Genomic DNA, 11,932 nt, shown 5'->3' with positions numbered 1-11,932 from the left:
GATAAGCAGAATTGAACACTTATCACATTATTTTTTAAGAAAAAACACCAATTGCAAGGAGCAAGAACATGGTGTCAGAAAGTAATGACGGGTCCCCATCTGAACCTATACGTTTAAATTTGTTTGTTTTTTGGAGCTCCGCAATCAGTATCGGCATTTTTGGCCTATTGTTTGTTTTGTTTCCACAGCGCAGTCAGTTCTGGTTAACCTATATACAAGGGCAGGCCAATCAATTGTTTGGTTGGTATTACATGCTGGTAATCGTGGTTTGTTTAGGTTTTGTTGCTTGGCTGGCTTTTTCACGGGTTGGGCAGATTCCTTTAGGTAAAGATGACGATAAACCTGAGTTTGGCTATCTGGCTTGGGTCTCGATGCTGTTTTCAGCAGGGATCGGGATTGCACTGTTGTATTACGGTGTAGCTGAACCCGTTGACCATTTTATTCGACCACCAGAAGGTCAGGGCGGCACCATACAAGCTGCACGTGATGCCATGATGTATAGCTTTTTACATTGGGGCATTCATGGTTGGGTATTGTATGCCTTATTGGGTGTGACACTCGGTTATTTTGCATTTCGTCAGAACATGCCATTGGCGTTGCGCTCTGCGCTGTATCCAATCTTTGGTGAACGTATTCATGGTTTGATTGGCGATTTTGTTGATGGTTTTGGGATTTTAGCCACGGTCATTTCTTTGGTAACCAACCTCGGTATTGGTGCTTTGGTACTGGTTTCGGGTGTACATTATCTCTTGCCCGAGATTCCAAATAACCAAACCACTCTAATTACGGTGGTGTTGCTGATGATGTCAGTCGCGACCATTACCACCGTGGTTGGGATTGAAAAGGGCTTGGCTTGGTTATCTCGTATCAATTTGCGTTTGCTCTATGCGCTCTTGCTGTTCGTATTCCTCACAGGACCAACCAACCATTTGCTCAATGGATTAGTACAGAACGTGGGTGATTATCTAGATCATTTTCTAGCGAAGAGCTTTGATATGTACCTTTACAATGCCAAAGCAGGTGAGTGGTTAGGTTCATGGACAGTGTTCTATTGGGCATGGTGGATTGCATGGGCACCATTCGTAGGTATGTTTATTGCGCGTATTTCTAAAGGTCGTACTATTCGTGAAGTTGTGCTCGGTGTCTGTCTGATTCCATTGGGTTTTACGCTGGCTTGGATCTCGATTTTTGGTAACACCGCAATTTATTTTATTCTGGAACAAAAGCAAAAAATCTTAGGTGATTTGGTGTTAACCGATCCTGCTTTGTCCTTATTTAAGCTTCTCGAATTTCTACCATTCAATCCTTATGTTGCTGGGATTGTTGTTATGATTTGTTTCGTATTGTTTTTGACCCCTGTGGGTTCGGGTACACTCATGATCGCAAATCTGTCCTCGAAAGGGGGTAGCAATGAAAGTGACTCACCGATTTGGTTGCGAATTTTCTGGTCTGTGGTGATTACCATTGTCAGTATCGGGCTGCTGTTGGCAGGGAGTTTTCACTCTATGCAAAGCGCTGTGGTACTGTGTGGTTTGCCATTCTCCGTTATTATTTTGCTGTATATGTTTGGCTTGGCCAAAGCACTGAAACAGGATCAATTTAGTCCTACGCCACCGCAAGTGATAACGCAGGTAACTCAGTCATCACATCACACTACTGAAAAATCAGAAATATTGTAATTCGGGTAAATAACTTTTGTTTTTCATTTTCTATTCAGATATGTCTTTTCATTGATCGAGTGATGAAAAGACGTGGATGAATATTTTCTTTTTCTTCTCTAACTCCCTGAGGATTGTATGGCGACAGATAATCCAAGAGCGGTTGATGATGCTACATTAGCGAATAAAGACCATTTAAATCGTGTGGTCTTCTATGTTTCAGCTCTACTTATTTTAACATTTGCACTTGTTACGATTTTATTTAACGATTTTGCCAACCATTTGCTCAACGTGGTGCTGGCTTGGGTCAGTGATAAATTCAGCTGGTATTACCTATTAGCTGCAACATTGTATTTAATCTTTGTGGTTTTTATTGCTTGCTCGCGTTATGGCGATATCAAACTTGGTCCTAAGCATTCCAAACCTGAGTTTAGCTTACTCAGTTGGTCAGCGATGTTGTTTGCGGCGGGGATTGGAACAGATTTAATGTTCTTCTCTGTTGCAGAACCTTTATCTCATTATATGAATCCGCCTGTGGGTGAAGGTCAAACCTATGAAGCTGCGCGTCAGGGTATGGTTTGGACGCTGTTCCACTATGGTTTAACGGGTTGGGGTATGTATGCCTTGGTCGGGATGGCCTTGGGTTACTTTAGCTATCGTTATAACTTGCCACTGACCATTCGTTCCGCGCTCTACCCAATTTTTGGTAAAAAAATTGATGGTCCAATTGGGCATAGTGTAGATATTGCAGCGGTTATCGGGACGATCTTTGGTATTGCCACCACCTGTGGTATTGCCGTCGTTCAGATCAATTATGGTTTGCATGTCTTATTTGGTTGGCCTGAAAACCTGTTGATTCAGTCAGCACTGATTTTGGTTGCCGTCATTGTCACCATTATTTCGGTAACAGCTGGGGTCAATAAGGGCATTAAGGTTTTATCTGAAATCAATATTTTTGCCGCAATTGGCTTAATGTTGTTTGTATTGTTCTTGGGCAATACTGGATTCTTACTCAATGCATTGGTACAAAACTTTGGTGACTACATCAGTCGATTCCCAAGTTTGGCCTTAGAAAGTTTTGCCTTTGATCAGCCTAAAGAATGGATGAATAGCTGGACCTTGTTCTTCTGGGCATGGTGGGTGGCTTGGTCACCTTTTGTTGGTCTGTTCTTGGCGCGCATTTCCCGTGGCCGTACCATTCGTGAATTTGTTTGCGGTACCTTAATTATTCCATTGTTGTTTACCATCACGTGGTTATCTATTTTTGGAAACAGTGCTTTATATAACGTCATTTTTGAAGGTAATACAGCACTGGCTCAAACGGTTCTAACTGATCCTGCGCATGGTTTTTATGACCTATTGGCGCAATATCCGTGGTTTGCATTTATTGCAGGCGTGGCAACGATTACAGGTCTGTTGTTCTATGTAACCTCTGCCGATTCTGGTGCGTTGGTTTTAGGGAACTTCACCACTAAATTTTCCAATGTTGATAATGATGCGCCACGCTGGTTAAGAGTGTTTTGGGCAACGGCAATTGGTTTGCTCACCTTGGCAATGCTGATGGCAAACGGGATTACCGCGCTGCAAAGTGCTACTGTGATCATGGGCTTACCCTTTAGCTTTGTTATGTTGTTGGTCATGGCGGGTCTGTACAAGTCTTTGCGTCTGGAAGATTATCGGAAGGCAAGTCGTAGTATGAATGCTGCGCCTGTGGTCGGAAACGTGGATATCCTGAACTGGAAAAAGCGTTTAGCCCGTGTGATGCATCATCCAGGTACCAGTGAAACCCAGCGGATGCTTGATAGTGTCTGTGAGCCAGCAGTACGCACAGTTGCCGATGAACTGGTTAAACGTGGCATGCATGTCGATGTCACCCAAACAGCATTGGAAGACAATGATGCACTCTATCATTTAGATTTAACCATCTACTTGGAAGAAGAGCATAACTTCGTTTATCAAATCTGGCCTGTACGTTATATCGCGCCTAACTTCAGTGAACGTGGTAAACGCGGTAAGCAGTTCTACTACCGTCTGGAAACTTTCTTGTATGAGGGTTCACAGGACAATGATCTGGTTGGATACACCAAAGAACAGGTGATTAACGACATTCTTGATAAGTACGAACGTCATATGACCTTCTTGCATATCAATCGTATTAGTCCCGGGAATCGTCCTTTGTATCCTGATTCGCAAGATTAATAGTTCAAATAAAAAAACCTCACGGCATGTGAGGTTTTTTTATGGCCTAACTTATAAGGCCCCATATTTTTGCCATGTTTCACCCGTTTCATAGGTTTCATAATGGCTTTTGAGTTCATGTAGAGATTGGGTTTGGTAGACCGCAAAGATGATCATAATCAAGAATAAACTGATCAATTTAATGGCACGCTTATTCTTATATTCATCTGAATAGAGGTAGAAAATACAATAAAAGGCAATCATCAAATACGTGCAAAACAGCGAGTTCAACACCAGATAAATCAGCAAGGCAGCCGTGATCACAAAAGCAATTCGATTTTTTAAAATCGTTGGGCGCAAGCTCAGGATATTCAATACCAAAAGGCCAAATGAGGTCCAGAATAAATAGGCAGGTCCACCGATAATGACAATATAGGTCGATTGCAGCCACAGCAAGACCAGCCATACAAAAACGGAAAAAATAATAAATTTAGAGAGGCCTGAAGACGCGGGCAAAGTATGTTTCATATTACATTGAATTTTAAAATAACTATTTGTTTAGTAGGGGAATTAAAAACGAAAATTAAATAAGTCTTTGGTCTTGAGCTTAGTTAAAACAACGCAAAGCAAAGACAGTGAACCACCCATCAACATCGCAGGAATCACGCTGAAAAAGCGCGTCATCACACTCGACTGTAACGCACCAAGCTCATTACTCGAGGTGACAAAGATGCCATTAATGGCAGCTACACGTCCAAGCATGTCCTTGGGTGGAATTAGTTGCAGAATCGTTTGACGAATGACTATGTTGATACTGTCACATGCTCCCATAATAATGAGAACTGCGACAGAAAAATACAGTTGTCTGGTAACAGTAAATAATAAAGTACAGAGGCCAAAGCCTGTCACTGCTATGAGCATCATCTGCCATGGTCTAGATTTTTGTGGATAGCGAATTAAAATGATCATCATCACCAATGCGCCAAAAGCAGGTGCAGCGCGTAATAGACCAAAACCATCAGCACCGATATGTAAAACATCTTGGGCAAAAATTGGCAATAGCGCGATGATACCACCAAAAAAAACTGAGCTCAGATCGAGAAACATGGCCCAAAAAATAATTTTAGTTTTAAAAATAAAATGCAGCGCTTCTTTTAGACTCTGAGTTACTGACTCTGTTTGGATTTGCGGGAAATCTCGTTTTTGCAAACACCAGAGGGCAATACTGCCACTGAAAAAAAGTGCCACGATGACACTAAAAGTAATGTCTAAATCCAGATGAGCCAGCAGGAAGCCACCAATGACGGGTGCAAGAATACCACTGGCTTGCCAGCACATGCTGGTCCATGTTGCTGCATTGGTATACAAATGTTCGGGTACGACAAAAGGACGTAAAGAATTAAAGCAGGGACTGTATATACCGCGAATACAGCCAAATAGAAATAAAATACTCAAGGATGAGATTAATAATAAATTTGCACTGATGGTTTGGGTGTGGAAAAGATCAAAACTTATCCACAAAGCAATCGATAAGGGAATGGCAAAGCTAAAGCTGATCTGCAAAATACGCTGACGATTAAAACGGTCAGCAATATAACCACCCCATAAAGAGAGGACGAGAAAGGGTAAAAAATCCATGATCCCGACCAAGCCGAGGATAAGCGGATTCTTGGTAATTTGATACAGATAATACGCGATTAGGACTTCTTGAATCAGCACCGCAAAAGTCAGGCAGCATTGATTGACGGTCAATAACGTGAAGTCACGACTGGCAAATGCAGCAAAAGCAGAATGAGGTACAGCAGAGGACATAAGGCGTAGATTTAAAACATACAAATAAAGAAAAAGGGAAGAGCTGAAACTCCTCCCTTTTTGATGTGCTTAGCGTTACTTATTGAGCAACAGCTTCAGCTTTAACAACTTTCTTAGCAGGAACTAAGTTTGCTGGAGTCGTATAGTTCAAGCCCAAAGTTGAACTTGAGTACTGACGGATTTGATCTAACAACGCTGGATCTGTTGAAAGGTCTTTACCATAAGAACGTACGATCTCATGCAATTTGTCATTCCATACACCTTTAGTTTGCTCAGGGAATGCTTTTTCAAGCAAGTTAAGCATGATGTAAGGTGATGTAGACGCACCCGGAGAAGCACCTAGCAATGCAGTTACAGACTTATCTTTAGATGCAAAGATTTCTGTACCGAATTGCAATTTAGCAGGTTTGCCTGGCTCTTTCTTGATGATCTGAACGCGTTGACCACCTTGTTGTAAATGCCAGTCTTTTGGATCAGCTTCAGGGTAGTATTTTTTCAACTCATTGAAACGATCTGCATCAGACATTAACACTTGGCTTACGAGGTACTGAACAAGATCAGCATTTTGTAGACCAATTGCAGCCATAGGCAACACGTTGTTTTTGTTGGTTGATGCAAGCAAATCAAGCTGTGAACCATTTTTCAGGAACTTGTTTGAATAAGTTGCGAATGGGCCAAACAACACATATTTTTTACCGTCGATATAACGGGTATCGATATGTGGAACAGACATTGGAGGCGCACCAAGATCAGCACGACCATACACTTTAGCTGTGTGCTTTGCCGTTACTGCTGGGTTGTCAGTTACAAGGAACTCACCGCCTACAGGGAAGCCAGCATATTGTTGCGCTTCTGGTAAGCCAGTCATTTGCAATAATTTAATTGCAGCACCGCCTGCACCAATAAACACAAAACGTGTTTTCACATGATCAACTTTGCCAGATTTCAAATCTTTGAAAGCCACAGACCAAGTGTTGTCATCGTTTTTGCTGATACCCGTCACTTCAGTTGAAGTGCTGAGTTTGAAGTTTGGACTCTTTTCAAGGTTGCCAATCAACTGCTTGGTGATTGCACCGTAGTTCACGTCAGAACCAACGTCCATACGAGTTGCAGCCACTTTTTGTTGAGGATCACGACCGTCCATCACCAATGGTGCCCATTGTTGAATTTCAGCTTTGTCTTCACTCAATTTCATGCCAGCGAATAACGGGTTTTGAACCATGGCAGCATAACGCTTTTCCATGAAATTCACGTTATCGCCCCATACGAAAGCAATGTGTGGTACTGGGTTAATGAAGGTATTTGGTGTTTCGAGTACACCTTGCTTCACTTGGTATGCCCAGAACTGTTTGGCAATTTCAAACTGACCTGCCACGTTTACAGCTTTAGAAATGTCCATTTTACCGTCTTTTTCTTCGGTATAGTTCATTTCCATAAAGCCTGAGTGGCCTGTACCCGCGTTGTTAAAACCGTTTGAACTTTCTTGTGCAACAGCATCAAGACGTTCATACATGCGGATATTCCAGTCGGGTTGTAATTCGTTGAGGTAAGTACCTAAAGTGGCACTCATGATCCCGCCGCCGATGAGTACAACATCGACAGTTGGTTCGTTACTGGTGGTTTTAATTGCCTTAGACGCAACTGGTCTAAAAAGAAAGGCAATTGCAATAATAATTAATACTACGAGTAGTACTAATAAATATTTCCAAAATTTTTTCATTCAATTTACCTTAAAAATTAAATGACGCTCTATATGACAAGCGATATAGAGAGAAAGAATTTAAATGATGATACAGGCGCAATAAAGGCACATCAGTACGGCAAGGGATCGCCTTAACACTGATGTTGAAGAAGTTAGTTCATGAATTTTACTTTAATTTAGACGGTATTTTGGTTGAACTAATGTTTCAAAATGTACAAATCAAGCCGACTTTGATGATTTATTGTGTGAAAGTTGTAGAAAGTTCTAGTAAATCTTAGACTTATGGTTTAGAGAGATCAGTCACATTTTGACCAAATGAGCGGATTGAATTATCAAAAAATTGGTCTAGATGAAAAGTTTAAATTGGCACTCGGCTTTATAAAAGACAAAACTATGATGTTTAGACACCATCCTAATATGGAGGCACTGGCATGAAGCTCAGAGCGCTTGAGCAGCAAGATTATCAAAACTGGTTGTTGTTATGGCAAGGCTATCAGGCTTTCTATAAGGTCGAGATTGATCATAAGATGACGGAAAAAACATTTTCTCGATTACTTGATCCAAATGAAGATATGTACTGTCTTGTAGTGGGAGATCAAGATACTTTGATTGGCTTTGTGCATTTTATTTTTCATCGAAGTACGTGGACTACAGGTGATTACTGTTATTTACAGGATTTATTTGTTGATCAACATTCACGGATAAAAGGTTTAGGTCGTAAGTTGATAGAAGCAGTTTACCAAAAGGCGGCTGAAAGAGAATGTTCACGTGTTTATTGGCTCACTCATGAAACCAATTACCAAGCACGAATGCTTTACGATAGCATGGCCGTGAATGCAGGATTTATCCAATATCGAAAAAACCTGAATTAGTTTTCAAATAGATTGTGCATTCGTAGGCCGGATTGAAAAATGAGAAACCACCATCAATGGTGGTTTCTCATTTATTTGAACATTTATACTTACCATTTATGGCTATAAGACACTTTAAGCGTTACGCCATTTGCCAATAAATGACTGGTATTGTTGCTATTTCTCATCAGTTGGCTATAGAGCGGGTAATACTGCTTGTTAAACATATTTTCGATACCGATGGTCATGGTATCTTTCTTATTCAGCGCAAAGCTACTGAGTAAATCAGCCGTTGTATATGATTTAACATCATAACGTCCAAAGCCATTTACACCATTGAGACGGTAGTCTTCTGCACCAAAATAAGTGGCTTGAATGCGGTTGGTCCATGTATCGGTTGGACTATAAGAAATGTAGCCTGTGACTTTTAGCGGTGGGATACGATAACCCGTCATATCTTGTTCAGTATTGGTATTTTGAGGTGTTTCGCGTCCTTTCATCCACGTTACACTTCCACCAGCACCCCAGATTTTATCATCTTCAAGATAATCAAGTGTTGCTTCAACACCTGTCACTTTTTCTTTGGTTCGGGTCAGAATTAGTCCATTACCAAAGGATTGCACGCCGCCCAGATCAGAAGTGGAGTGGAACACTGCTAAACTAGAACTGAAATTATTAAAATGACCATTCCAGCCGAGTTCATAATTATCCACTTTTACCGGTTCTAAGAATGAAGAGCCTAAGTCGAAATTTACCCCAGCATTGCGGATGATTACACCCACATCGGGGAGTTGGAAACCTTGATTAAATGAGGCATAAATCGAGTGTTCATCGTTTGGTGCAAAGGTGACATTGGCATTGTAAAGCCATGCATCTGCTTTGACTTTGCCACCTTGGACTGTATAAGGATTGGCTTTGCCGAGTTGAGACAATGGAATAAAGCTATCAATTTTGGCATAACTGTCTTCATAACGTGTCCCCACTTCTGCTGACCATTGGTCATTGAAACGGTGCTTCAATTGCACAAATCCACCAAGACTTTGAGTGGTGAGTTCAGGTAAATAAATCAGTTTTCCGTTTTTGACAAATTCCAGACCACCAGATTGATCATAAATTTTAGGGTCAAAAGTATCTAACGGCATTTCACTTTTTTCACGGCTGAAATCACCTCCCCAAACCAGCGAAGTGTCGCCTAAAAATTCAAGCGGTGTATTGACGGTTAAGCGGCTGCCCAGCACATTATTTTCTTGATAAACCTGATCGATTTGCCCACCACGATTTGGAACTTTACGTGCATCGAATGGCGCAAAGCGAGTAAAAAAGTCACGGTAATAGATTTGAGCATCGACTTTATTGCCGAGGAAGTCTTTATGGCTATAGGTCAAATTGTAGATTTGATTTTCATTTTTATTTTGGTCTTTTAATTTGAGTCCCTTGATTGCTTTAGCAGGGACAGTCCCCGCAGGCAATTGAGCCACACTTGGATCAGAGGCATAGTCCGAGTCTTGTTCTGCATTATAATAATTTGCTGCAAATTGAAGATATTGGTTGTCATCCAGATGATAGCCAAGTTTAGTACCGAGGCTATAGGCATCTGCATCAAATAGGTCACCTTGGCTTGGTTCGGGTGCAACCCGTCTGCCACGTGCATCGTATGGACTGCCAATGCGCTGATAACCAAAGTCTAATGCATAATCGAAGTTATTCAGGCTGCCAGAAAAATATTGATGGATGTCGCCACTTAAGGCATCGGAACGAAAATTGGTCAAACCACTTTGCAATCCAATCACTGTTTTCGCACTAGGTTCACCGCCAGCAGCTTTTGTACTAATTGAAATGGTTCCACCAGCCGCACCGCTGCCATAAATGGCATTACTGCCACGAATGACTTCGATACTGCTAATACTTTCAGGATCAATGGCAGAAAGCCCTCGGGATGTGTCTCGGGTTAAATTCATCGGTACGCCATCGACCAAGATCAGTGCATTACGTCCACGTAAAGTTTGTCCATAATCTGTGATGGTACGGCTCGAGTCAGATAAACCAGGAACTATTTTGGCGAGCACCGTAGCAATATTTCCAGAAGAAGCATTTTTTAAAAGCTCAATCTGATTTTCATCGAGTTGAGTGACTTGTTTCGCTGAAGAAGACAATTCATCTGCACGGGAAGCGGTAATGCTAATGGTCGGGAGCACTTCCGAGGATTTATCTGGATTGGCTACTTCTGTTGGCGTTACTGCAAAAGATGAATTTGAAAACAAGATAAATCCACCAAGAGATAACAGGGGTATGAGAGGTCTGGCTTCTTTTTTTCGATTAAATACACGATCTTTTTTCATCTTATGTCTCTTGATCTCACCCTGAGATTGCTTTTAAATTGGCCTGAATTATAGTTGAGAATGATAGTTATTCACAGCATGGTCGGCAAATAAGCATCGTGCTTGCAATAGAAATATTAGCCTGTGACTTTATCTTTACATCGATTTTATGAATTTCTAGGTTCTTATAATTTTTGATCAATGGCTCAACGTTTTTCTATGCTGTAATCCATTCGTTATTCAACCAAATTAGTAAACATGAATTTCATTCATTTTGAGGTTAGATTAAATCATTTTTATTCAGCTAATGATTGCGGTATAAATCACTCTATAAAGAAATTTAGATTTATCTCGGAAATTAGGGTGGCAGATTAAAATGAGTAAAGAGTTTGCATTTACGATTAAGCGTATTGATTTTGATGAGAACTACACGCCATCAGAAAATACACGTATCACAACCAACTTTGCGAATTTGGCAAGAGGCGAGAGTCGCCAACAGAATCTGCACAACACCTTAAAGATGATCGACAATCGCTTTAATGCTTTGGCGCATTGGGATAATCCTTTAGCTGATCGTTATAAAGTCGAGTTGGAAATCATTTCGGTTGAAATGACGGTGGATGCGGCAAGCAATGCCAATGCACTTCCTTTAATTGAAATCTTGAAAACCAATATTGTTGATCAAAAAACCAATGAACGTATTGAAGGTATTGTGGGCAACAATTTCTCTTCTTATGTACGTGACTATGATTTCAGTGTGCTATTGCTTGACCATAATAAAAATCAGTCTGGATTTAGCACACCAGAGAACTTCGGCGACTTACATGGCAACTTGTTTAAGAGCTTTATTGAGTCAGAGACTTACAAGGCAAACTTTAAAAAGCCACCTGTGATTTGCCTCAGTGTTTCGAGCAGCAAGGTGTATCAACGTACTGAAAATCAGCATCCTGTGTTGGGTGTCGAGTACCTGCAAGATGAATATTCATTAACAGATGAATATTTCCAAAAAATGGGTTTAAAGGTTCGTTATTTCATGCCGCCAAATAGCGTTGCGCCATTGGCTTTCTATTTCTCTGGAGATTTGTTGGCGGACTACACCAATCTTGAATTGATTAGCACCATCAGCACCATGGAAACGTTCCAAAAGATTTACCGACCTGAAATTTACAATGCGAACTCTTCAGCAGGAAAGTCTTATCAACCAAGTTTGAAGAACCAAGATTATTCACTGACTCGCATCGTATATGACCGAGAAGAGCGCAGCCGTTTGGCGATTGAACAAGGGAAATTTGTTGAAGAACAATTCATCAAACCATACCGCGAGACGCTTGAACAGTGGTCTGCCAGTTATGCAGCACAAAACAACTCGCAAAAAAGTTACGCGCACTAATTTATTGAAAATATAAGGTTATT

The 11,932-nt window shown here is 41.0% G+C and carries 8 protein-coding genes; 4 read left to right on the top strand and 4 right to left on the bottom strand.

What is annotated here, in order from left to right; translation table 11 throughout:
• The first annotated feature begins 68 nt into the window (after nt 1-68).
• The gene (locus tag GBI66_RS10610) at nt 69-1,679 is read left to right on the top strand and encodes a BCCT family transporter (protein WP_151716054.1); all 1,611 of its coding nucleotides are present in this window, start codon (nt 69-71) and stop codon (nt 1,677-1,679) included.
• Between the two features lie 117 nt (nt 1,680-1,796).
• Complete coding sequence (locus GBI66_RS10605) at nt 1,797-3,857, top strand: choline transporter (protein ID WP_005210696.1); 2,061 nt, start codon at nt 1,797-1,799, stop codon at nt 3,855-3,857.
• A 51-nt stretch (nt 3,858-3,908) separates the two neighbouring features.
• Here GBI66_RS10605 and GBI66_RS10600 read toward each other — a convergent pair whose 3' ends face one another.
• The 3 genes from GBI66_RS10600 to mqo all read right to left on the bottom strand — a co-directional run bounded on the left by GBI66_RS10600 (nt 3,909) and on the right by mqo (nt 7,368).
• Nucleotides 3,909-4,364, bottom strand: coding sequence for a hypothetical protein (locus tag GBI66_RS10600; RefSeq protein ID WP_005191326.1), 456 nt, complete (start codon nt 4,362-4,364; stop codon nt 3,909-3,911).
• 42 nt (nt 4,365-4,406) lie between these two features.
• Nucleotides 4,407-5,648, bottom strand: coding sequence for an MFS transporter (locus GBI66_RS10595; RefSeq protein ID WP_151716053.1), 1,242 nt, complete (start codon nt 5,646-5,648; stop codon nt 4,407-4,409).
• A gap of 79 nt (nt 5,649-5,727) precedes the next feature.
• The gene (gene mqo / locus GBI66_RS10590) at nt 5,728-7,368 is read right to left on the bottom strand and encodes a malate dehydrogenase (quinone) (RefSeq protein WP_005191321.1); all 1,641 of its coding nucleotides are present in this window, start codon (nt 7,366-7,368) and stop codon (nt 5,728-5,730) included.
• Nucleotides 7,369-7,781: 413 nt separating this feature from the next.
• On the opposite strand from mqo, the gene GBI66_RS10585 reads away from it, so the two are divergent.
• Nucleotides 7,782-8,222: a GNAT family N-acetyltransferase gene (locus GBI66_RS10585; RefSeq protein ID WP_151716052.1), complete on the top strand. Its 441-nt coding sequence runs from the start codon at nt 7,782-7,784 to the stop codon at nt 8,220-8,222.
• Between the two features lie 89 nt (nt 8,223-8,311).
• On the opposite strand, the gene GBI66_RS10580 is transcribed toward GBI66_RS10585, so the two are convergent.
• Nucleotides 8,312-10,540, bottom strand: coding sequence for a TonB-dependent receptor (locus GBI66_RS10580; protein WP_151716051.1), 2,229 nt, complete (start codon nt 10,538-10,540; stop codon nt 8,312-8,314).
• Nucleotides 10,541-10,895: 355 nt separating this feature from the next.
• Here GBI66_RS10580 and GBI66_RS10575 point away from each other — a divergent pair, with 355 nt between their 5' ends.
• Complete coding sequence (locus tag GBI66_RS10575) at nt 10,896-11,909, top strand: DUF1852 domain-containing protein (RefSeq protein ID WP_151716050.1); 1,014 nt, start codon at nt 10,896-10,898, stop codon at nt 11,907-11,909.
• The last annotated feature ends 23 nt before the right edge of the window (nt 11,910-11,932 follow it).

The organism is Acinetobacter sp. TUM15071, assembly GCF_008980925.1.
In the GTDB taxonomy this organism is placed as follows: domain Bacteria; phylum Pseudomonadota; class Gammaproteobacteria; order Pseudomonadales; family Moraxellaceae; genus Acinetobacter; species Acinetobacter dispersus.
This window is presented reverse-complemented; position numbering and strand designations above follow the sequence as displayed.

What these genes read in the sequence shown, in the direction of transcription:
- GBI66_RS10575 (WP_151716050.1), top strand. Translation starts at nt 10,896, where the DNA reads ATGAGTAAAGAGTTTGCATTTACGATTAAGCGTATTGATTTTGATGAG.
- GBI66_RS10605 (WP_005210696.1), top strand. Translation starts at nt 1,797, where the DNA reads ATGGCGACAGATAATCCAAGAGCGGTTGATGATGCTACATTAGCGAAT.
- GBI66_RS10595 (WP_151716053.1), bottom strand. Translation starts at nt 5,648, where the DNA reads ATGTCCTCTGCTGTACCTCATTCTGCTTTTGCTGCATTTGCCAGTCGT.
- GBI66_RS10585 (WP_151716052.1), top strand. Translation starts at nt 7,782, where the DNA reads ATGAAGCTCAGAGCGCTTGAGCAGCAAGATTATCAAAACTGGTTGTTG.
- mqo (WP_005191321.1), bottom strand. Translation starts at nt 7,368, where the DNA reads ATGAAAAAATTTTGGAAATATTTATTAGTACTACTCGTAGTATTAATT.
- GBI66_RS10600 (WP_005191326.1), bottom strand. Translation starts at nt 4,364, where the DNA reads ATGAAACATACTTTGCCCGCGTCTTCAGGCCTCTCTAAATTTATTATT.
- GBI66_RS10580 (WP_151716051.1), bottom strand. Translation starts at nt 10,540, where the DNA reads ATGAAAAAAGATCGTGTATTTAATCGAAAAAAAGAAGCCAGACCTCTC.
- GBI66_RS10610 (WP_151716054.1), top strand. Translation starts at nt 69, where the DNA reads ATGGTGTCAGAAAGTAATGACGGGTCCCCATCTGAACCTATACGTTTA.